The organism is Brevibacillus sp. LEMMJ03 (assembly GCF_007197875.1).
In the GTDB taxonomy this organism is placed as follows: domain Bacteria; phylum Bacillota; class Bacilli; order Brevibacillales; family Brevibacillaceae; genus Brevibacillus; species Brevibacillus thermoruber.
The window spans coordinates 175,121-197,718 of record NZ_VKJN01000001.1; the positions used below are offsets into that span (position 1 = coordinate 175,121).

Here is a 22,598-nt window from a genome sequence, read left to right on the forward strand (position 1 = left end):
CCCGTAAAGGAAGGGATAACATGTGCTCATTTTCAGCAGGAAATGAAGTATACTTGCTGCCATCTTCCTACGAACAAAACAGAATCTGGTTTTTTGAACAAATGGTCCCACATAGCGCAACCTATCATATTCCGCTGCAGCTAAAAATAACAGGAGAATTGAAGCCGGATGTCCTGACGAGAACACTTCAAAAAATCATCGAGCGACATGAAATTTTGCGAACCACTTTTGTTGAAATAGAAGGGGAACTGAAGCAAAAGGTTTCCCTTCAAGCTCCCCCCTTGACGCTTGAACCAAAAAGAATGGAGGAGTTGGAGCGGGAGCAGCCCTTTTCGGAATACCTCCAGAAATTTGCGTTGGAGCCTTTTGATTTGGAGAATGGCCCGTTAATCAAATTTCAGTTGATCGAAGTCAATCCAGGCTACCATTATCTGTTGATCAATATTCACCATATTATCTTTGATGCCTGGTCGCTGGAGGTTCTGAAAAAAGAACTGGTAACCATCTACCCGATGATCGAACAGGGCCGAGTCGAGAGATACGAGGAGCTTCCTTTGCAATACGCAGACTACGCAAACTGGCAAAGAGAGAGGCTGGAAGGAGAGCATTTGCAGAAAAAGCTGCACTTTTGGCAGCAGCATCTGGATCAAGTCCCTGCGTTGCTGGAGCTCCCGACCGACCGACCGAGACCCAAGGAACAGTCTTATGCGGGGGGCAATGTAAAATTTGAAATTCCCGGCGCCTTGGTCGAACCGATCAACATGTTTTGCCGATCCCATCAGGCCACTCATTACACCTTTTTTCTGGCCGTATTCAATGTGCTTCTCTACCGCTATACCGGGCAAAAAGACATTGTGATCGGTACGCCGATTGCCAACCGTTCTCATCCGTTTACGCAAGACCTGATCGGCTTTTTCGTCAATACGTTGCCGGTTCGGACCTTTATCCGACCGTACAGCAGCTTCCACAAAATCATCAAAGAAACGATCAAATCCTTTCTGCTGACGTATGAAAACAACGAGGTTCCTTTTGAAAAACTGGTACAGGAATTGAACCCGGACCGAGACAGCAGCTATCATCCGTTTTTCCAGGCGCTCTTTACTCTCCATGAGGGTCAGGAAGAGTATACAGACGTTCCATTTGCGATTGAAAACGAAAAGATCAATACGAATACGTCGAAGTTTGACCTGGTGCTGTACATTTCATGCGAAGGCGGGAAAATGTCAGGCGAGATCGAATTTAGCACCGATCTTTTCAATCGAAAAACAATCGAACGTTTTAGTCAGCACTACATAACGTTGATCAGAGAAATCTTGAGCAACCCGGAAAAGCCGATTTGTAAGCTGAATCTGTTAACGAAAGAGGAGAGGAAGAGGCTGCACTCCCAAAATCTGCTGCTTGCCAGGATGACTCCCCAGTTTATCCATACCCTGGTGGAGCAAAAGGGACGGCTGATGCCGGACAGGATTGCGGTCAAAGGGCATGAGCAAGCCTTTACATATAAAGAGCTGAATCAACGGTCAAATCAAATCGCACATGAGCTGGTCAGCCGAGGAGTTCAGCCGGGCAGCATCGTCGGCATTCGTCTGAAGCGATCACCCGAGCAAATCGCAGCTTTGCTGGGAGTGTTGAAAAGCGGCTGCGTGTATATGCCCGTCGATCCTGCGCTGCCGATTGAGCGGGTGAGAATCATGGCGGAAGATGCCCAATCGACTGTCATGATCACAGACGATCCCTTGTTCCATGCGTGGAAAGAGAACATGACGATTCTTGCGCCTCGGGACATTTTCGACAGGCAGCCTGCCGACGAGCTTGAAAGGACGCTTTCTCTTTGCCCCGAGGAAGCCTTGGCCTATGTCATTTATACGTCGGGAACGACAGGGAAGCCCAAGGGGGTCGGCATTACGCATGCGTCTCTGGTGAACCATATCACCGGTTTTCTTCAGGAGTTTCCGTTCAGCCCAGAGGAAAAGGTCCTCCAAAACATCGGGTGCAGCTTTGACCCGGCGATGACAGAGATTTTTTGTTCGCTGATCGGCGGGGGAACATTGGTAATCACCCACCCTGACAAGCAATTCGACACGGACTATTTGGGAGATTTGATCAGAGACGAACGGATTACGCGAGCCCAGCTTTTCCACAGCTTGCTGGAGAAACTGCTGGATCAGCCTGCGTTTACCCAAAACAGCCATCTCCGATATGTATTTACGGGCGGAGAGGCCTTGCAGCACAAGCTCGTTCGGAAATTTGCCGAAAACATGGACAGCGGGATTCCGCTGATTAACTTGTACGGACCGACAGAAGCGTGTGTGGCCGCAAGCTATTGGAAGTGCGACGCTGACCAGGACTGCTTGATTGCACCGATCGGCAAACCGTTCCCCCATTATCATCTCGTAGTGCTGGACGAACATTTTCAACCGGTCCCGCAAGGTGTCATCGGGGAGCTGTTTATCGGCGGGCCCGGTGTAGCCAAAGGGTACGTAAACAATCAAGAGCTGACGGAAAAGGCCTTTCCTCTGATCGACATAACGGGGACAGCGCAGCGATACTATCGTACCGGAGATTTGGTCAAACAACTCGACTCGGGAGATTATTTGTTTGTTTCGCGGAAAGATAGCCAAGTCAAAGTCAGGGGATTCCGCATTGAACTGGAAGAAATTCAACATGCGCTGCTGCAGCAGCCGGAAATCAGCGAGGCGGCCGTTCTGGTCGAAGAGGTGCACGGCGATAAAAAAATTTTCGCGTTTCTTGTCAAACAAACCGGGATGTCGCTTACGGCCAAGGAATTGAAAAAACGCCTAGCCACAAAACTGCCTCATTACATGATTCCGCACGTGGTCAACTGGCTGGACAAATTGCCGGTGACGCTTCACGGAAAGCTGGATAAAAGCCGGCTCTCGTTTGAAAAAAATGCGTTGGAAAGCGAAGAGAAAATACAGCCTCGAACCAAGCTGGAACAGCAGCTGGCTGCTATCTGGAGAGAAGTATTGCATGTAAGCGAGATCGGGATCAACGAAGACTTTTTTGATCTGGGAGGACATAGCATCAAAGTCATTGAGATCGTCGGTATGCTGCGAAAACGCATGAACGTAAGGCTTGCTCCTTCACATTTGTTTCTTTACAGAACCATTGAAGCTTTGGGCGAGTACTTGCAAGCGGAAGACGACACTCCAGATGACAGCGGGATTGTTGTGAAGCTGAAAGAAAGTCGCTGCGATGAACCCCCCTTGTTTCTGATTCATCCCGGGGGAGGAGGAACGATATGCTATGTTCCCCTCGTCAGGAATATTGATCGGGACATCAGCATGTACGGGATACAGTCACAAGGCTATGAGAAAAATACGGCCCCGCTCCATGATATAAGGGAGATGGCGGCCTTGTATGTAAAGGAAATGCAAAAGATTCAGCCCAAGGGACCGTACCAGCTCGCGGGGTGGTCGATGGGGGGAACCATCGCTGTTGAAATGGCCCGGATTCTGGAAGCAAACGGGGAACCGATCGTGTTTCTCGGTTTACTCGATGCGCATCCGTTTGATGAGGCAGCCACCAGGGAGCATCGCGAAGATCCGTTGACCGTGTGGGCAAGCAGCCTGTCGATTGATACGGAAACATTCGCCGGGCTTACTGAAACGGAAAAATGTCAGATGATTTTGGAAGCAGCGGTGCGAAGCAAGCGATTGCCGCCAAATGCCGAATTGGAAGACGTACATCGCATTATCAACGTCATGGCTGCCAATAACATGGCATGCGACCGCTACGTCTTCTCTGCCCCCATCAAAACGGATTTGCATATTCTCGCTTGCGAGGAGATCGATCCGAGCAACCCCCATGAGCTGGTTGACATCGAGAAGTGGAAAAAAAGAACGACGGGAAGGGTCTACACCTATTCCTTGAGAGGACACCACAACAATTTGATGGCATCTCCGCAGGTGGAACATGTAGGGAAAACAATCTCGGAAATTTTGAAATTGGAGCTGAGCTTATGCAAGCACGGTTGACCGGACGTGTGAAAAATTCACCGCATAACACTTATACTACGGCAGTGCTTTATCCCCAGTTTGAATATGAATTGCACCACTATTTCGACCATTACATTCAGATTGAAGCGGCTCTTTTGCGTTCGTACGAAACGGCAATGATTTTGACGAAAGAAGAGGTGCGTTCGCTTTTGAAAGCCATCCAGGGCATTACGAAAGAAACGCTGCTTCAATCATCAAAAGAAAATATGACGGACATGGCTTTCACGCTGGAGCGGTCGATTGAAAATCGGTTGGAACAACCTGTTGTCAAATGGCATATCGACCGGAGCCGCAACGATTTTCAAGCATGCGCGCAGCTCATGTATGCAAGGGAGCAGTGGGTCGCGCTGATCGAAAAAGTTCAGATGCTGCGGGATGTCATTTTGGATCGAGCAAACATGTACCATACGGTCATCATGCCGGGGTACACGCATTTTCAATCCGCGCAAATCATCAGTGTTTCCTTCTATCTGACAGCGATCAGCAAACACCTTCTGGAGACAGAAAAAAGGATGATTGCCGCATTGGAAGCGATGAACACATATTGTCCGCTTGGCTCCGGGGCAATGTCCGGACAGGAATATCCCGTGGACAACCTGCAATTGGCAAGGTCTTTGGGATTTACATCGTACATTGGCCATGCCCTGAGCGGGGTTGCTTCGCGGGACTGGCTGTTGGACATCGGGAGCTGCCTGGCTTTTTTTGCGAACAACATGAGCCGCTTCCTGACCGACCTGATGAACTGGGGGAGCAGCGAGTACCAATTTATTGACTTTCCCGACGAACTGGCCGGCATTTCATCCTCGATGCCCCAAAAGAGAAATTTTCCGATTTTGGAAAGAACCAGGGGAAAAACCGCCCATCTGCTCACATACTATGTCGATTTTTTGCTCGGCCAAAGAAACACGGCCTACAGCAATCTGGTGGAGGTTTCCAAGGAGGCGAGCAAAAACCTCCTCTCCCTGTTCCAGGAAATGCAAGTGCTGCTTGATTTACTCATGCTCGTATTTGAAAACATCCAGTTTCAAAGCGAAAAGATGAAGCAATGCTGCACAAAGGATTACTATGGGGGGTTTTCGCTGGCAAACCGGATCACGGAAAAAAGCGGAATACCGTATCGGCAGGCGCAGGTGATAGCCGGACAGTTTATCACCCAGTCGATCCAAGCCGGACAATCTCCACAGCATGTTTCTGTGGAAGTCTTGCAGGAGATTTGCCGTGAGCACGGCTTTGTCAATCGAATCACGCAGCAAGAGCTGCAATCGCTCTTTGGCTTACATGCTGCCTTAACCATGAAGCGATCGGCAGGATCTACAAACCCGGACGCAGTGAAGGACATGATTGTCTTGCAAACGCAAGAGGCCGCCCAATGCAAACAGGTATTCAGCAGAATTGCCACTGATCTGAAGCAGCAGCGGGAAGAGTTGGCCAGATGGATGACGTCTGAAGGTAAGGAGTATGACCGATGAGACTGAAAGTGGGGAAAGGGGAAGCTCATGGCACCTTTGGAGAGCTGCTGCAAGGTGTTTTGCCGAGCGGCCAGGACTTTTTGGTAACGTTTCCTGTCGAGAAGTACTCGACGTGCAAATATGTATGCTCAGCTCAGGATCAAGAGTTAAGCGTATATCCTGCGTGGAAGCGGAAGTCGCTTCATTTTGCCAAGAGAATCCTTGAGTATTACGGCTTGCCCGTCAAAGGCACATTGTATTTGGAAAGTCAGCTTCAGCAAGGAAAGGGGCTGGCGAGTTCGACGGCAGATATGATGGCGACTGTAAAAGCCATTGAATCCTGCCATGACATTGACATTCCTACCCAGGTGATCGAGGACATCCTTCGCGATATTGAGCCATCCGACGGGATTATGTACCCTGGCATCGTCTCTTATTACCACAAAGAAGTGAGATTGAGAGAACGGATAGGGGAGTGCCCTCCGTTTACCGTGATCGCCCTGGATGAGGGCGGCGAAGTAAATACGGTCGATTTCAATTGCCTGCCCAAGCCTTTCACAGAAGAAGACAGGCAAGAATATGCCGTGCTGCTTGAGAGGATAACCGCTGCCATACGTGCCCAGGATGCGGGGGGAATAGGAGCGGTCGCTACGAGAAGCGCGGAATTGAACCAGAAGCTGCATCCAAAGAAGACGTTTGCTCAGGTAAACAGAATTTGTCGGTCAATTGAAGGGGCGGGGATAGTTACGGCTCATAGCGGGACATTTATCGGCATCCTCCTTTCTGAAAATGACAGCGCCTATTATGAAAAAGTAAAAGAAGGGCTGTCTTTGTTGAAACAGTTGGGCTGCCCGACAGAAATATTCCAATCAATGTCCACTATGGAAAGAAAGAAGGTTTTGGTGTGATGGAGAAAAGCCTGATCGACCTGATTGGAAAGACGCCGCTAATCCGGCTGCGGCTGGATGGCAATAGTAAAGCTCCTGTATACGCAAAGCTGGAACTGTTGAATCCCTATGGCATGAAAGACAGGGTAGCCAAGGAAATGATTATGGCTGCCAAGAGAACCGGCGAGCTCCAGGATCATGCGCCGATCGTGGAAAGCTCGTCGGGAACGCTGGCCTTGGGCATTGCCATGATTGGCACATACCTGGGGCATGAAGTCCACATTGTCACCGACCCGCGCATTGATGAATTAACGCTAGGAAAACTCAGGGCGTTGGGGGCGCAGGTGCATATTGTGGAGAAAATGGAAGCGGATGGGGGCTGGCAAAAAGCAAGGCTGAATTATTTGCATGGTTTGCTGGACAAATATCCCCATGCATATTGGCCAAAGCAGTACGAGAATCCACAAAATCCGCTGGCCTATCGGCAGTTGGCGGATGACTTGGTACAAGAGCTGGGGCGCGTCGATTATCTCGTCGGTTCAGTAGGGAGTGGAGGCTCTCTATGCGGAACAGCCAAAGCATTGCGGGAAAGAAATCCCGATTTGACCGTCATCGCTGTCGATGCCGTAGGCAGCGTTATCTTCTACCAAACAGACAATCCCAAACGATTGCAAAGCGGCCTGGGCAACAGCTTGCGCTCGCCCAATGTTGATTTCTCTGTCATCGATGAAGTTCACTGGTTGAATGACGAAGAAGCTTTCACATGGACGCGGGAGCTCGCCGTTCAGGAAAAAATCTTTGCGGGGAACAGTTCAGGCAGCGTGTACGCCGTATCAAGGTGGCTGAGTAGCCAGGTATCGGAACAGTCAGTGATTGCCTGCATCTTCCCGGACAGAGGGGATCGCTATCTTCACTCGATTTACAGCGATGATTTTTTCAACGCCCACCAATTGAAAAAGGAGAGCTTGCGTGTTTCGCCTGCTCGCATTGAAGAATTAAAGGATGTCTCCGAATGGACGTACTTTCACTTTAACAAGGGGAAATTTGGACATGAAGCGAAAACTGCTGTTTATTGAGTCAAATACAACCGGAACAGGCATGCTTGCCTTGCAGCGAACAAAGGAACTGGGATATGATCCGGTGCTGTTGACCAGTGAACCGAACCGCTATGAGGGCTTGCGCGACCAAAGCTGCGAGATCGTCGTGTGCGATACAAACGATCCGGAAAAACTGGCAGAAACGATTCCGCTTCATTTTAAACGGGAGGACATCGCGGGCATAACGACGACCAGCGAATATTACATTTATACAGTCGCGCTTCTGGCCAAGCGATTTGGATGGCGCGGCAACCCGCCCATTGCGATGAAAACGTGCAGGAACAAGGCGGCTGTCCGCGCCTTGCTGCGGGACCTTCCTGAGCTTTACCAGCCCTGGTTTTTTACTGTCGACCATGTACAGCAGTTGGAGGAAATCAAGCAGCATATCAAATTCCCGTGCATAGTCAAGCCAGTCGATGACAGTGGGTCCAACCAGGTCGTAAAATGCCTTTCCTTTACGGAGCTGCACGGGCAGGTGAAGGAGATATTGGCGGTGAAACGAAATGTCCGCCAACAACCGACCGCTCAAGTCGCTTTGATCGAAGAGTACGTGGAGGGACCGGAGTACAGTGTCGAGGTTTTTTCATATGAGGGGCGACACTCCATCATCGGCATAACGGATAAGAGCATCGGGGGAGAGCCCTATTGTATCGAAACTGGCCATATTTTCCCGTCCCTGGCTTCAAATCGAATCAAAACGGTCGTGGAAACGGGAGTGCTGTCCATGCTGAAAAAGCTGGATTGGCGCTTCGGGCCGTGCCATCTGGAAATCAAAATCGTAGACGAAAAGCTATTCCTTGTAGAGTGCAATGGACGATTGGCCGGGGGGATGATTCCCGAACTGATTCGGCATGCGACCGGTATGGATGTGTTAAAGGAACAACTCAAAGCTGCGGTTGGCTTGTCCCCTGAGCTTGGCAGCCAGCCTCTACAATATGCAGGGATTCGCTTTCTGATCCCAAAAGAAGCGGGAGAAATTCAGGAGGTGACCGGCATCGAACAGCTTCGGCAACTGCCGGGTGTGAAGGAAGTCGTATGCAGGGCAGAGCCGGGAAAGCTGGTGCAAAGAGTCGTAAATGCGTACGGACGACTGGGCTACATCATTGCGGCTGCAGCAGATGGAAAAGAGCTGCATCAGCTGTTGAGTCAAATGGACAATGTGGAAGTAAAGATGAAGGAGCGTGTGTCTGTTGCTGAATTTTCTGAGTGACACGGTTACCCTGCCGACGCAGGAAATGATGGATGCCATTCAACATGCCATGCTGGGAGACGACGTGTACGGGCAGGATCAAACTGTGAATGAACTGGAGCGATTGGCCGCCAACATGCTGGGGATGGAAGCGGCCTGCTTTATGCCAAGCGGTACAATGGCAAACTTGGCTTCCATAATGGCCCATTGTCCTCGCGGCTCCAAGGTGCTGGTTGGCAATGAATCAGACATCTATATTTACGAAGCCGGCGGCGCCTCCGTTTGCGGCGGGATTGTATACGAGCCGATACCTACTCAGGCGGATGGACGACTATTGCTGCACGATCTTGCAAAGGCGTTTCCGTTTGATGAAGAGGATCCTCAGTTTGCTTTGCCTTCTTTAATTTGTCTGGAAAATACCCACAATCGTTGCGGCGGAAAAGTTTTGCCGATCGCTTATTTGCAAGAGGTAAAGGAATTTGCGGCGGAACGCAATGTTCCTGTCCACATGGATGGTGCCCGTATTTTTAATGCGGCAGTTGCCCTCGATCTGGACGTAAGAGAAATCGCTCGATATGCCGATTCGGTTCAATTTTGTTTGTCAAAAGGATTGTCTGCCCCAATTGGTTCGATTGCAGCAGGAACTCAGTCTCATATAAACAAAGTGAGAAAAATAAGAAAGATGTTGGGCGGAGGAATGAGGCAAGCAGGGATTGCTGCGGCGCCTGGTATTATAGCGTTACATACGATGGTTGCAAGGTTGGATCAGGATCACAGGCATGCAAAACAATTGGCCGATGGATTGGCAAGGATCAACGGAATCGAATTGGATGTCCAGCAGGTGCAAACAAACATCGTCATCTTTCGAGTAACCGATCCTCGTTATTCTTGGGATTCATTTTTGCAAACGGCAAAGTCTCGTGGCGTGATTTTTTCAGAGATGGGCTATGGAAGGATTAGAGCGGTTGTTCATAGACATATAACGACTGATGATATTAATAGAGCGGTTCAAGTAGTGGAAGAGATGATGAAGAAAGGCCCATTTTAGCATACTGATTTTCGGTATGCTCTATTTTTTGTCCCTGTTTCTTTACTGAGTGCAGGTCCGAAATGCGTTTGCACAAATCTTGGGCCTTTTGCAAAATGATGTGGCCTTGATCGGTTTCTCCAAGCTTGAAATGGATTTCGGCAAGGGTTTTTGCCGCTTGGACGTACAATTGCTCGCGAAGTTCAAATTTGAAGATGGAAACGGCATGCTCCAGATACTCTCTGGCATGCTCCAGGTTGCCCGCATTGCTATACACAATGCCCAGCATATGGTAGATCTCTCCTGCCGAGTAGTGCAAGTGATGCGAATATAAGTAGAGAAGCAATCGATAGCCCAGCTCCAGGCAGAGATCATATCGTTTTTGGTGGTAGTGCATGTACGCCAGGTTGTAGCCTAATCTGGGGAAAAGGGTCTTGTCTTCTACGAAGGGTAGACTTTCCAATGCACTCATGCTATCTGTCAACAGGCGGTATGCCTCAGCCTTTTGATCCATCTCGATCAGAAGCAGCGCAAGCGAATTGGCAACATTGATGTCCAGTTCATTGACAATTTTGCCGCTTGAAATCAGCTTGCGAAACGTTTGCTCTGCTTTTCGCGGATGGCGGTCAATCCGGTAATACAGGATGCCTTTTTGCCATTCAATAAATTTCAAGAAGCTGCTGTCCCGAAAGCTTTTGTTCCTTTTAACAAATGTGATTGCTTCTTCGATGAGGTATTGCAGCGTGGTATAATCGTGGAAATAAAGACTTTCTCTACATAATCTATGAATTTTCGCAACAAAATGAATGAGCGTTTCGTTTTCATAGGTAAGCAAGTAATCGACCGGAATCTTCAATTTCAGACAGATGCTTTGCAAAATGTCCAAACGCGGTATATGGTTCCCCTTCTCAATCCGAAACAATGTGGATTCGTCACAAATGTCTTCGGCAACATACTTTCTGGAATAGCCCCGTTTCTCTCGAAAATACTGGATTTTATCCCCTATCGTTTTCATAGGTTGACTCCCTTTTTGATACTTACATGTAAAAAAATGCATGTTTGCATATACATTTTAACAGAATTCTTCCGTATATTTGAAGTAGAAATTTGAAAAGGTGGGATAAAAAATATGGAAAGTAAAAAGATGGCATACATGTTTCTTCAAAAATCGCAGCGGTTTCCTCGCGTCCCGGTCGCCGAAACGGACAGCAAATTAAAGGATTTTTCTTCCGTCCCGTTCATGCGTACATGCAAGTAGAGGTGAACATAGAATGGGTGTACGCAACATCTTAATCGTTGACGAGAGAGAAGGGAAGCAATCATTTTATTCGAATTTGCTGTCTGTAAAAAGGTACGCCTGTCATTTTTTGAACAACCAGGATTTACTCTCGGATCCCGTTTTTATGAAAAAGTTCGATCTTGTCATATTAAGTCTCACGAAGGATACTCTCTCGCTCCACATACAAAACAAGCATCCTCGAACGATTATCCTGCTGAGCACTAAATATAAGCATTACGCAAAATTTGTCCAAGGCGCCCAGGCCATCCTGATGAAGGAATGCCCCAGCGAACTCAAAATCGCCATCAATGTTGTGGAAAGAGGAAGCTGCTACTTCTCCAGCGAGTTCATGGATACGCTTTTTTCTGGCTGGAGGGCAGAGAAGACCGCAGACGATTTCGACATGGAGTTCCATTTGCCGGAAACATTGACAGAAATGGAGCTTCGCGTGGCTGAGGAACTGGCGAATGACAGAACCAATCAACAAATAGCGGATACCCTCTACCTCAGCAAGCGAACAGTGGAGTACCATATCGCCGCGTGCATGCAAAAATTGGGGGTAAAAAGCAGGGTTGGACTGGCTGTGAAGATGACAAAAGTAAATATGTTCAGGCAGATGCTGAACAAGCGAATACTTTGACAGGTCTTGCAAGTGGCAGACCGACGATGAACAGCTCTATCAGGAAAAATGGTAGAGCTGTTTATACTTTGCGGGAAATACGGGGGCATCGCTGTCGCAGCTTGCTTATGATGAAGATACATCTCTTATGCGGAGGGAAACAATGAGAGGTAATTTTGTCAGATTGCAGGCGCTCGAAGAAGAAGATTACAAGCTCTTCTCCCAATGGGTATGTCCATCCAAAGTAAGTGCTTTGGCAAGAGGGAGACAAGACTTTGCGACCGAGGATGAAATCAGAAAAGATATTGTAAACGGAAGCACCCGCTATGCCACAGTGGTAACTCATGACGGGAAAAAAATCGGATTTGTATCGTGGGAAACATTGAAATACGAAGGCAGCTACATGCTTGGCGGCGTGATTGGAGATCCCGAATTGTGGGATATGGGCTATGGCGCCGAAGCTTCTCTATTGCTCATGGACTACCTGTTCCATTTTAAAAATGCCCATAAAATTCAATTTATTAACGGTTTGCACAATATGCGGTCGGTTCGCTTTCTTATCAAGAATAAAGTGACGATCGAAGGAATCCTTCGCGATCATTTCTTCCTGGATGGCGAGTATCATGACGCAGTCATTTCTTCCATTTTGCGGGATGAATACTACGGCTACAGCGAACCGGAAGATATGATCCCGAAAAGCGAGAAGCAGAAGATTCGGGAGGAATTGTACGAGTATCTCCAAGGTTATTGGAAAGAAGAGTGTTTTCCAAAACTGTTGAAACAAGGTGAGAAAATTGGAAGATAAGCAAAAGGTAGTACTGGTAACAGGCGCTTCCAAGAGTCTTGGCAAAGCGATCGCAAGTCATTTCGCCAGTTCCGGAGACCGGGTCATTCTGGGATACAGAAGCTCGTTGGAAGAAGTCACACATGCGGTTGAGGAGATTAAAGCGAAAACCGGCAACGAGGCGGTTTCATTCGTGAAACTCGACGTGATCGACAGGCAGCAGGTGCAGGATGCCGTTTCAGAGATCATTGGACAATTCGGAAAAATAGACGTTCTCGTAAACAACGCGGGAGTCAGCTACGGAGGAGCGCTGATTCCGAGCAATCCTCTCGAAAAATGGGAGGAAATCGTCCAGATCAATGTCATGGGGACCATCAACTGCATCCACGCCGTTTCTTTTCACATGCTGCTGGAACAAAAGGGGGCAATCGTCAATATCGCTTCGGTAGCCGGCTTGATAGGGGTGGATCGTTTAAGCGCGTATAGTGCGAGTAAAGCAGGGGTTGTCGGGCTGACTCGTTCATTGGGGAAAGAATACGCCCCGTACAACGTGAGAGTGAATGCGGTTGCTCCCGGTTATACGGAAGATACTGGCATGGTTGAGCGCATTCCTGAAGAACAGATGAACGAATTCAAGAAGCGAATCGCCATGGGAAGGTTGGGAACAACCAGGGAAATAGCAGAGGCGGTTTCCTTTCTTGCATCGGACAAGGCCAGCTATATAACGGGGCAAACGCTTGTCGTCGATGGAGGCTATATGTAGAAAAGGAGCGTGAGAATCAATGAAAACGGCACTGATCTTTCCGCCTTTGGTGACATTGAAGCAGGGGAGCTTTTTGGACCTTTACGAGAGCTTTCCCAGTGTGCAGGCCAAGTTTGCAGAGGCCAGCGAAATTTTGGGCGTGGATCTTGCTGGCAAATTCTTTTTTGAAAGTGAAGCCATGACGAATACCGGTGTAATTGCCAGGCCCAGTATCGTCACAATCAGCACGGCACTGTTTGAATTGCTGCGGGAGGAGATCGGGCAGCCGGCGTTTTTCCTCGGTCCAAGCCTGGGACAAGTGACGGCTATTCATTGCGCAGGGGGATTATCCTTCCCGGAAACGCTTCGCTTGCTGAAAAAGTTGTGTGAAATGGAGGAAGAGGAGTTTCCTGACAAGCGATACGGCGTCTACTTCTTCTACAACATTGATATCGCTGTTCTTGAGCGTTTCATCCAAGAGCTTGCAGCGGAGGGCAGAGTTGTCGAGCCCTGTGTGACGGTAAACGCCACGCAAATGATCGTGAACGGTGATCGGGAGAGTCTGGAGCTGCTTACCAAAATGGTAAGTGCTTACGGCGGTCTGGGTGTCACGATCCCCTATGGCCCTCCTGGACATTGCTCGCTGCTTCACAACGTCAGGAGGCGTTTGGAACAAGAGGTGCTTCCATCTTTCACCTTCCGTTCTCCCAACGTGCCCTTGCTCAGCAACGTGAACGCTGAGGAAATTACCGACGCGGCTGGCTTGAAAACCGAACTGATCGAGCAATATACCAACAGCGTATGCTGGTATAAATGCCTGCAGCAATTGTGGAGGAAAGGTGTGGAAAAAGTAATCATGCTCGGTCCCGGAAACTTTATTCACAAGTCTTTGGGATTCACGGATATACCTTTTGCCGTTCAGAAGCTGCTGGACAGTCATGATATAGAAGCAGTCCTGGCAGCGAAGCAGAAGTAAGGAGGCCCGTACATGATTGGATTGGTATTGCCTGGTTTAGCTCCTTCAAGCTATGAAGAAGTAAAGGATTTTATCGAAACAAATCCCTATGCGAAAAAGCGTTTTCAAGAAGCAAGCGACATCATTGGGTACTCCTTGGCCGAGGCGTTTCGAGAGGCGAATGAAGAACAGCACGAAGTGTTTGAATCCGCCTTTTTGGCGAACTCAATTGCATTGCTCGATTATTTTTACGACCGGTACGGTTTGCAGCCACACTATTCGATCGGAGCAAGCTTTGGCGGAATGTCCGTTGCTGTTCAGTCAGCCGGCTTAACCTTTGCGGAGTCCATGTGGCTGACGCACGAAAGTGCGAAACACGCAAGAGGCTACTTCCAGCGAATGGATGGAGAGTACCACACTCATTTTATTTTCAATTTGTCCCTTGAGGAGACGGAGGAATTAATCAAAAGCTTCAACAGCAAGGGAATGGAGCTGGAGTTGGTGGGGCATCTGGAAAAAGTCGTTTGCTTATGTGCCGAGAAAAGCGTTGTTCAATCCTTAAAGGAAGTCATCAATCAAAGAAGCAAATGCTTTTCGTTACATACGATGAAACAGCCTATTCACAGCCGTTTGCTGACGGACTTAAAGCATCAGCTTCGGGACAAATACTATAGCCAGGTTGTCTTTAAGCCACTTCAATCCCCTATTATTTCCGATGTTGACGGTCACATTTACAAAGATCCCGAGGAGCTGAAACAAATGCTTCTGGATGGCTACGACCATCCCGTCAGATGGGATCTTGTAAGCAAATCCATGAAGCAAAAGCAGATCGAAACCGCATATGTGGTTGGTCCGCGGAATTTATTTACGCAACTGTTGAAATACGAATTTAAAACTGTTGGAATATCGCCTGACACAGTCATGCATCAGGTGGGTATTTCATGAGGTGTATTCCATGGCTCACGTATTAAAGTCGGATGAAACAAGCTACTCGAAGGAAAGGTTTCTGGGGGATATTCAAAGCTGTGTCGCCCAATTGAAGGGCAGTCAGATCACTGAAGAGGACAGGGTTATCGTCACAGTCGAGAACTCCTATGAATTTTTGATCGCCTTTTTCGCCCTGGTTGAAATAGGCTGTTCCATTGCTTTGGTTGATTGTATGGCGGATGCGCGGGAAATCAATGAAATTGCCCTGGATTCTGAGAGTCGATTATGCATTTCTGACCGTCCTTTGCTGCTGTCCGATCCGATCAGGACGTTACTGGTTTCGGAAATCGTGAGAGACGGGGGGAGGAATTCAGCCAGGGAACTGTCATTTTCAGCGTGGTCATCTAGAGAAGATGCCCTCATTCTTTATACGTCGGGTTCGACCGGTAAGCCTAAGGGGATTGTGAAGTCCGGCCATTCTTTTCTCTCCAACCTGGAGGAAAGCATGGAAATCATGAAATACAAAAGCGAGGACGTGCTGTTGCCCCTCATCCCGTTTACACATTTTTACGGATTGTCGATCGTTTTCATCTGGTGGCTTACGGGGTGCGACATGGTTTTATGCAATTACAAGAACATCCGCACCATTCTGAAAGCAGTAACGGAAAAAGGGGCCACCGTTGTAGACGGCATTCCTTCTACCTATTATATGTTGACCCAAATGTGCAAAAAGCGGGAAAAGGTGTGCGTAAAAGTAAGGGATTCCGCGGTCCGCATGTGGTGTGTGGGCGGGGCGCCGTTATCCAAGGAATTGGCCGAAAGCTTTTACGACTTGATAAAACAGCCGTTGTTGGACGGATATGGCTTGTCCGAAGTCGGCAATGTCGCTCTAAACACGGGGGATTTTCGGGAAGGCTGCGGAAAACCGCTTCCCAGTGTGAAGCTCAAAGTGGTGGACAATCAGGGTAATGAGCTTCCAGCCGGAGAAACAGGCGAAATCTATGTCAGCAGTCCGGGTGTCATGAAAGGGTACCTTCATTTGACTGAAAAGACTGAAGAAGTGCTGGCCGATGGGTGGTTCAAAACCAATGACTTGGGGTATCTGGATGAACACGGAAATCTGCATGTTCTGGGGAGAAAGGGAAACGAAATTGTACGCAAAGGCTATGTCATCTACCCGGCGCATATCGAGAACAGGCTGGAGAATGAATTGAAGCTCCGGGTGAGAGTCGTATCTCTTCAGGATGAGAAAAAGGGCGCATATATGATCCTTTTCGTTGAAACCAGGCAAACATTTACGCAGCAGATCGAGCAAGCGATCAATGAGGCGCTTGGGTCTATTTTAAAGCCGGACAAAATATTGTTTTTGCCCACTTTTCCTTATCGTCCAAATGGAAAGGTTGATTTTGTGGCATTGCAAAATCAGGCGGTTCAATGGAAGAACGCGAGAGAGGAGGAAGGGAAGTGCATGGTACAACAGTAGACCTGGAGCTGTCTATCCCGTTAAGCCAGCGCAGAGAAGCGATAACCCGCTGCATTCACTTCATCGAGACAAATCCGGAAATGCTCAGAGAGATCTTGACGGAAATCTCGACATACCAGACGGCGGAACTGGAGATTCAAGCATCATTGCGGGCTTTGAAAAATGCCTTCAACGAGGTGCACAACAATCGGCCTCCCCTCGTCAATCGAATGTCCGTGTTTATGCCTTCAAATGTCATTCTGTATTCGTACGTCTTGTATCTGCTGATTCCCTCGCTGTATATCAATCGTATTGAATTTCGCAGTTCTACTTCGGTGCTTCCTCAAGTAAGGAAACTTCACCATTTGCTGCAAAGCATACACCAACTGCCGCTGAGCTTATTGGAACTCTCCCATAAAGAATTCATGAAAGCGTCCGTCTTGCGTGCAGATGTTGTCGTTTTTACCGGTACGTATCAAAATGCGGAAAGCATCAAGTTCCAATTGGCAAAAACACAATTGTTTATCTTTTTTGGACAGGGAATCAATCCGTTTATCATATCCGAAACGGCTGATTTGGAAAAAGCGGTTCACGATCTCATCCAGGCCCGTTTATACAACACGGGACAAGACTGCATGGGACCGGATGTCGTTTATGTTTCAGAAACCATGAAGGATTCGTTTCTGTCTTTGTTGACAGCAAAGCTGGATGCGCTTAAATACGGCAGCAATGCAGACAAGGATTCCGCATACGGTCCCATACACTATACCGGAACGCTGGAAATGGTAGGCCAGCATCTCACCCAATACAGCGAGAAGATTGTGTACGGCGGGAGGATTGATTACCGGGATAAAGTCATTCAGCCGACAGTTCTCTTGAGCACCCTTGCAGATAAGGTAAAAATTGTCGAGTTTTTTTCACCTGTGTTTAATGTAGTCATCTACAGCAAAGAAGAAGATTTAAAACGGATCGTAACTCAGGAGTATTTTGTGGAAAGAGCACTGGGAGCGACCTTCTACGGCAGGTCAGACAGTCCGATCATTGAGATTCTCCGAAAAAAACATACCGTTTCCGTCAATGAAACACTGTTTGATATTGAAAATGGCAACTCTCCCTTCGGCGGCTATGGTCCCATGGCCAACTATGTGTCCTATCGCGGGGAATTGATCATCAAACCCATTTTGATTTCGCAAATCTTACATGAGTATTGGCAACGAGGTGACCAATGAACCAAATCAGTGTATACGAAGCAATCGCGCAGGGACTGCGAGCGTATGGAGTGGAGTTGGTGTTTGGGCTTCCCAATGACGAGCTTCATATTATGAATGCCATCGAGGATTGCGGAATTGAATTTTTGGTTGCCAAGGATCAGCGGAATGCCGTGTTTATGGCGACAGGCTACGCATTAGCCTCGCAAAAAACGGGCGTTTGCATCGTGGGAAAAGGCCCTGCCGTTTCCAACGTGATCACAGGCTTGTTGGAGGCAAACTCCCAAAGCTGCCCGCTGTTGATCATCTCATCAGGCACTTCAACGCGCTCATATGGAAATCAAAAAGCTTTTCAAGAAGCGGACCAAATGGCGTTCGTTTCCCCGCTGGTGAAATGGAGTCATCGCTTGGAGAACAAAGACGCGATTGGATGGGTTTTGCGAAAAGCGGTATTTATGGCTGCACAAGGAACACCCGGTCCGGTTTACGTCGAAATTCCCGAAGATATTGGCAGCGAGCTGCTTGATGAGGCAAAGCTGAATTTTTTTCCTCTCTCTGTCTCCAGACCGTTGCCAGAACCGTCTGGTATTAGGCTTGCATGTGAAAAGATCATGCTTGCCAAAAAGCCGGTGTTATTGCTGGGCGGAGGATGCAAACGGATCAAAACACGCGGCGTCCTGGAAGCACTCGCCGAACGAATGGGAGCTCTTGTCCTTGTCACGGCTTCAGGCAGAGGCAGTTTTGATGAAGAGCATCCACTGTTTTGCGGGCTGGCGGGGCTGTATCTGCACCGGCGTGTCAAAACGCTATTACACGAGGCGGACCTTGTGATTGCCATGGGCAGCAAGCTGGAGGAAACAGCTCTGTTTGGTTGGGAAGAGCAGCTCCAAGCGATGGACATCATTCAAGTGAATCTAAACGAAGAGCATTTTCATCTGGACTATAGCAGCATATACATGGTTGGCGATGTGGAAGCGGTCGCAAATGAGCTCCTCGCACATGTTCGGAAGCAGTCTGCGAACCGTGAATGGCAAATGGGGATAGAGCGCTGCAAGCGAGAGATGTTTTCGGAAAAAGCGGAAAGGCAGCGCGATTCCTCCCGGTTGAGAGTCGCGGATATTCTCGATGAACTGCAAGCACGCCTTCCTCCGAACAGCATCTACGTGCATGAAAACGGCTTGCAGGACATGTGGTCGTATTTCTTTCCGTACCTCGGGCTTGGCAAAGAGCAGAATGCCTTTGTTCCAAGCGAACAGACAAGCCTGGGCTTTGGGGCATGTGCCGCCATCGGGGTAGCCAAAGCCAAGCCGCGGCAGGCTGTCGTTGCATTCGTTGGAGATGGCGCATTTAATCTGTTCCGCAGCGATTTGCCAACAGCGTTAACCTATCGGATTCCGCTCATCTATGTGGTATTGAAAAACGGGGGCTACGGTTGGCTTGAATTCCAACATATCAATACGGGACGACAGGGGAAACCCCGATTTTTAAACCAGACCGTGCAGACGATGGACAGTCTTCATCCGAATTTGACGGTAATACGGCTGCAAAAACGTGAAGAGATCACACATGTTGTTGAGCAAGCTCTGAAAGAGTATGAGAAAAAGCAAATCGTCGTGATAGAAGCGGTTGTGTCGATTGATGACGTACCGGATCCCATAAAAAGACTACAGGGGGATTTTCCCGCAAAGGAGCTGGTGTAAATGAAAACAGGAACGTTAACGAAGCCATCCACTGTCAACCAAAGTGGGCTGTCCACTTCGTTTAGCATTCAAGGTTCAGGCTTTTACGTACCAGAAGACATTGTGACAAACGAGATGCTCACCCGAACCTTGGACACGACTGACGAATGGATTCAGGAAAAAACCGGGATTCGCGAGCGCAGGTATTTGCAAAACGATATGACCACATCTGATATGTGCGTACACGCCAGCTTGGATGCCATATGTGATGCAGGCATTGCGATGGAGGATCTCGATGCGATTGTCCTGTGTACCACGACCCCGGATCAACAGGTTCCTTCTACCGCTCTGATCGTCAAAGAGAAATTAGGTGCGAAAAACGCGATTCCCTTCGATTTAACGCAGGCAGCTTGTGCAGGAGGCATTTACTCCATCCTCTTTGCGTCTCATCTTTTGCAGAATCAGTTCATCAACAATGTGCTGGTTATCGGGGCAGAAGTCCTGTCGCGATACATCGATCCGGCAGACCGGATTACCAAGACGTTTTTTGGGGATGCTGCCGGAGCGATCCTCCTTCAAAAAACAGGCGAAGGCAGCGGATTGCTGGCATGGGATCTGGACTCTTCTTTAAACATGGCAGTCACCTTGCACGGCGGAGGTACTGCACGGATGCCAGAGGGAGCAGACTTGTTTACCAGCCATTTTATCAGGATGAACGGAAGAGAGGTCTGGAAGACGGCCACCCGAAACTTGCCCATCTCTATTCAAAATGCCGTGCAAAAGGCTGGATTGCAAGTATCGGATATCGATCACTTTATCCTGCATCAAGCCAATCTGAATATCATTAAGAAAACGATGCGGGCATTGGACGTGCCGATGGAGAAAACGACCGTAACCATTCAGGAGTATGGAAATACAGGGGCTGCTTCCCTTTTTTCCGCTCTGCATAAATCTTTGGAAGAAAAAGCGATTAAACCGGGGGATTATCTGGTGATATCCGCCATTGGCGCCGGATTTTTATGGGGTTCACTATGTGTAAAATATACAAAAAACCAGTAAAGGAGAATGACTTATGATCAAACAAAAGGTAAGAGAGAAGTTTCTGGAAGCGTATAAATTGAACGTTTCTTGGGAAGATGTGAACGATGATCAGGTATTGTTTGGTCCCGACTCGCCGTATGGCCTTGATTCCATGGACGTTTTGATGTTCATCAATCTGATCAAAAAGGAGTTTGATCTGGACATCGGTGCTGTCAATACAGACACGTTTAAAACGATAAACAGCATTGTGGCGTTTATTGAAAAGCAAAAGGGCATGCAGTTGTCGAAATGATGGCAGAAAGAAGGGGGACCTCCCCCTTTTTTTCATGAATGGCAATAGCTGCCTGGTCAAGCAGGCAAAGCCGTTTCAGATGGAGAACGTTTCTACATGCAAACTATCGTGAAGGAAGTAGGGAATCAATGGGAAAGAAGGTTGAAATCTATTGGCTTCATGTCGATGAAGAGGTACAGCCTGCGGAGCTGAATAGCTGTTTGGAAGTACTGGATCAAGAAGAAAAAGCGGTGTATGAGAGATATCGTGTCGATTTCAAAAAAGTGGAGTTTTTGCTGGGACGGATGTTGCTCAAGCGGATGATCGGACAAAAACTGGGAGTCCTCCCGCAAGAAGTCAGGTTTATCAAGAATGAGTACGGAAAGCTGTTCTTAGACAGCCGCAATGTGACGGGTAGTATAAAGCGACCGTTGTTTTTTAATTTATCCCATTCCGATCGGATGTTGGTATGCGCCATTTCCGAGATCGAGACGACGGGAATCGACGTTGAAGCGGCCAAGAAGGATTGCTGTTTTGAAGTAATGCGGAGTGTTTTCGTGCCAAAGGAAATAGCCTATGTGGAGCAGCAAGGTACACCTTCCATGAAGCGAGAAGCATTTTATCAGCTTTGGACGAGAAAGGAAGCAGTGATGAAGGCGCTTGGGAAAGGCTTCTCGCTTCCGCCTCTGTCTTTTTCAGTGCCGCTTGCCCGGGGCAGAGTCGACGAACAGTCGTTTTCCTATTATACATTTGCACCCATGGAAGGGTATATGGTTTCAGCAGTGGTAGAAAGAGAGGAAGAATCGGAAATCCTCTATGCAGTCGAAAGGGTCGCGTTTACAGAATTAAAAGCAAGCATGGGTTTCACACCATATCGCGGTGCATTCTATGGATAAAAACTCGACAGATTTTTTGTGCAAATTTTTCTTGTTGCATGCATGTGGATATGCAAAAAAACACCGATTTTGGACCCGGTGTTTTTTTGTATTGTTGAAAAAGGACCGTGGGACGCCAAAAAGCAAAAACATTTTCGGACAAAAGTGAAAGATTGCCGGGAGTTTCTCCGTCTATACAGTGACAAGGAGGTGGAACACAATTGGATGATCAGGCCGACGCACGTATTGAGCAGTGGTTTCTGGCATACAGCAGCGATATTTATCGTTTTCTCGCCTACTATACGGGACGAAAGGATATAGACGATCCTGTCCAAGAGACTTTCATTCGTGTCCTAGGTAGTCTCTTAGTAGGATGGATTTGCGCGTCCTAGTAATGAATAGTATCATCTGCTTATGTAAACGGGATGGAATGCTTGGCCCTTACGGCGCGCTGCATTTTTGATGCATATACGACAAACCCCCTCTGAGCTGCGGCAGCGAGGGATAGAGCGTGTCAAATAAAAAATGATTTGTGAAGAAAGAAAAAACTTCGTCAATTTTCGTGTTAAAAAAGGATGATGAACATGATTGAAAATGTAAGCCATATTACATTTGTGGTAAAAGATTTAGAGAAAACAACAGCATTGTATAAAGAATTGTTTGATGCTCAAGAAGTCTATTACAGCGGAGACAAGACACACTCGTTATCACGAGAACGATTTTTCATTATCGGTGGCCAGTGGATCGCTGTCATGGAAAATAAAGAAATCGTAAACCGAACCTATCATCATGTGGCGTTCAAAATCAAAGAAGAAGACATTGACTACTATCTCGATAAAATCAAAGCGTTACACCTGGAAATGAAACCTCCTCGCCCAAGGATCAAGGGAGAAGGATACTCCATCTATTTCTATGATTACGATAACAACCTGTTTGAATTGCACACCGGTACATTGGAGGAACGATTATCCGCTTACAGGGAAGTCGATCACCATGAATAAAAAAAGCTCGGCAAAAAACCGAGCTTTTTCTTTTACATGCCCTCTAGTTTGTCTGCAATCTGAGACTGCCGAATCGGGCAGTCTTTTT

Annotated in this window: 19 protein-coding genes and 1 pseudogene; 19 read left to right on the plus strand and 1 reads right to left on the minus strand. The window is 48.0% G+C overall.

Annotated features, from left to right (window positions below):
• The first annotated feature begins 20 nt into the window (after window positions 1-20).
• Genes FOI68_RS00815 through ltaE form a run of 6 tightly spaced genes read left to right on the plus strand, consistent with a single transcriptional unit; the run spans window position 21 to window position 9,688 of the window.
• A complete protein-coding gene (locus FOI68_RS00815; RefSeq protein ID WP_160297167.1) occupies window positions 21-3,998 on the plus strand; it encodes a non-ribosomal peptide synthetase in 3,978 nt (1,325 codons plus the stop codon).
• The gene (locus tag FOI68_RS00820) at window positions 3,983-5,488 is read left to right on the plus strand and encodes an argininosuccinate lyase (RefSeq protein WP_143862081.1); all 1,506 of its coding nucleotides are present in this window, start codon (window positions 3,983-3,985) and stop codon (window positions 5,486-5,488) included. Before FOI68_RS00815 ends, FOI68_RS00820 begins: the two co-directional genes overlap by 16 nt.
• Entirely contained in the window at window positions 5,485-6,375 is an 891-nt protein-coding gene (locus FOI68_RS00825) for a GHMP family kinase ATP-binding protein (protein ID WP_029099393.1), read from the plus strand. Before FOI68_RS00820 ends, FOI68_RS00825 begins: the two co-directional genes overlap by 4 nt.
• On the plus strand, window positions 6,375-7,430 hold the full coding sequence (locus tag FOI68_RS00830; RefSeq protein WP_044900219.1) for a cysteine synthase family protein: 1,056 nt from the start codon (window positions 6,375-6,377) through the stop codon (window positions 7,428-7,430). The genes FOI68_RS00825 and FOI68_RS00830 overlap by 1 nt, the downstream gene beginning before the upstream one ends.
• Window positions 7,405-8,661 (plus strand): ATP-grasp domain-containing protein, encoded by a 1,257-nt coding sequence (locus FOI68_RS00835; protein WP_143862082.1) that lies wholly within the window; start codon window positions 7,405-7,407, stop codon window positions 8,659-8,661. Before FOI68_RS00830 ends, FOI68_RS00835 begins: the two co-directional genes overlap by 26 nt.
• Window positions 8,642-9,688 (plus strand): low-specificity L-threonine aldolase, encoded by a 1,047-nt coding sequence (ltaE, locus tag FOI68_RS00840; RefSeq protein ID WP_029099752.1) that lies wholly within the window; start codon window positions 8,642-8,644, stop codon window positions 9,686-9,688. The genes FOI68_RS00835 and ltaE overlap by 20 nt, the downstream gene beginning before the upstream one ends.
• Here ltaE and FOI68_RS00845 read toward each other — a convergent pair.
• The gene (locus FOI68_RS00845; RefSeq protein ID WP_143862083.1) at window positions 9,636-10,682 is read right to left on the minus strand and encodes a helix-turn-helix transcriptional regulator; all 1,047 of its coding nucleotides are present in this window, start codon (window positions 10,680-10,682) and stop codon (window positions 9,636-9,638) included. The genes ltaE and FOI68_RS00845 overlap by 53 nt on opposite strands.
• Before the next feature lie 256 nt (window positions 10,683-10,938).
• On the opposite strand from FOI68_RS00845, the gene FOI68_RS00850 reads away from it, so the two are divergent.
• The 13 genes and pseudogenes from FOI68_RS00850 (at window position 10,939) to fosX (ending at window position 22,510) form a co-directional block, all read left to right on the plus strand.
• Window positions 10,939-11,586 carry a response regulator transcription factor gene (locus FOI68_RS00850; RefSeq protein WP_044900223.1) on the plus strand — a complete coding sequence of 216 codons (648 nt, stop codon included), beginning with the start codon at window positions 10,939-10,941 and terminating at the stop codon, window positions 11,584-11,586.
• Window positions 11,587-11,728: 142 nt separating this feature from the next.
• Window positions 11,729-12,370 carry a GNAT family N-acetyltransferase gene (locus FOI68_RS00855; protein WP_029099398.1) on the plus strand — a complete coding sequence of 214 codons (642 nt, stop codon included), beginning with the start codon at window positions 11,729-11,731 and terminating at the stop codon, window positions 12,368-12,370.
• Window positions 12,351-13,112: an SDR family NAD(P)-dependent oxidoreductase gene (locus FOI68_RS00860; RefSeq protein WP_255433295.1), complete on the plus strand. Its 762-nt coding sequence runs from the start codon at window positions 12,351-12,353 to the stop codon at window positions 13,110-13,112. Before FOI68_RS00855 ends, FOI68_RS00860 begins: the two co-directional genes overlap by 20 nt.
• Window positions 13,113-13,131: 19 nt before the next feature.
• Window positions 13,132-14,067 (plus strand): ACP S-malonyltransferase, encoded by a 936-nt coding sequence (locus FOI68_RS00865; RefSeq protein WP_029099400.1) that lies wholly within the window; start codon window positions 13,132-13,134, stop codon window positions 14,065-14,067.
• A gap of 12 nt (window positions 14,068-14,079) precedes the next feature.
• The gene (locus tag FOI68_RS00870; protein WP_143862084.1) at window positions 14,080-14,991 is read left to right on the plus strand and encodes a hypothetical protein; all 912 of its coding nucleotides are present in this window, start codon (window positions 14,080-14,082) and stop codon (window positions 14,989-14,991) included.
• Window positions 14,992-15,001: 10 nt separating this feature from the next.
• Window positions 15,002-16,456, plus strand: a complete 1,455-nt coding sequence (locus FOI68_RS00875) for a class I adenylate-forming enzyme family protein (RefSeq protein WP_143862085.1) — start codon at window positions 15,002-15,004, stop codon at window positions 16,454-16,456.
• Window positions 16,408-17,664 (plus strand): aldehyde dehydrogenase family protein, encoded by a 1,257-nt coding sequence (locus tag FOI68_RS00880; RefSeq protein WP_044900227.1) that lies wholly within the window; start codon window positions 16,408-16,410, stop codon window positions 17,662-17,664. Before FOI68_RS00875 ends, FOI68_RS00880 begins: the two co-directional genes overlap by 49 nt.
• A complete protein-coding gene (locus tag FOI68_RS00885; protein WP_143862086.1) occupies window positions 17,661-19,343 on the plus strand; it encodes a thiamine pyrophosphate-binding protein in 1,683 nt (560 codons plus the stop codon). The genes FOI68_RS00880 and FOI68_RS00885 overlap by 4 nt, the downstream gene beginning before the upstream one ends.
• On the plus strand, window positions 19,344-20,381 hold the full coding sequence (locus tag FOI68_RS00890) for a 3-oxoacyl-ACP synthase III family protein (RefSeq protein ID WP_143862087.1): 1,038 nt from the start codon (window positions 19,344-19,346) through the stop codon (window positions 20,379-20,381). It abuts the gene before it with no gap.
• Between the two features lie 13 nt (window positions 20,382-20,394).
• The gene (locus FOI68_RS00895) at window positions 20,395-20,655 is read left to right on the plus strand and encodes an acyl carrier protein (protein ID WP_029099406.1); all 261 of its coding nucleotides are present in this window, start codon (window positions 20,395-20,397) and stop codon (window positions 20,653-20,655) included.
• Between the two features lie 128 nt (window positions 20,656-20,783).
• Window positions 20,784-21,530 carry a 4'-phosphopantetheinyl transferase family protein gene (locus FOI68_RS00900; RefSeq protein WP_185973844.1) on the plus strand — a complete coding sequence of 249 codons (747 nt, stop codon included), beginning with the start codon at window positions 20,784-20,786 and terminating at the stop codon, window positions 21,528-21,530.
• Between the two features lie 200 nt (window positions 21,531-21,730).
• Window positions 21,731-21,874 (plus strand): annotated as a pseudogene (locus FOI68_RS23855) (RNA polymerase sigma factor); the annotation flags it as partial.
• A 219-nt stretch (window positions 21,875-22,093) separates the two neighbouring features.
• A complete protein-coding gene (gene fosX, locus FOI68_RS00910; protein ID WP_143862089.1) occupies window positions 22,094-22,510 on the plus strand; it encodes a FosX/FosE/FosI family fosfomycin resistance hydrolase in 417 nt (138 codons plus the stop codon).
• The last annotated feature ends 88 nt before the right edge of the window (window positions 22,511-22,598 follow it).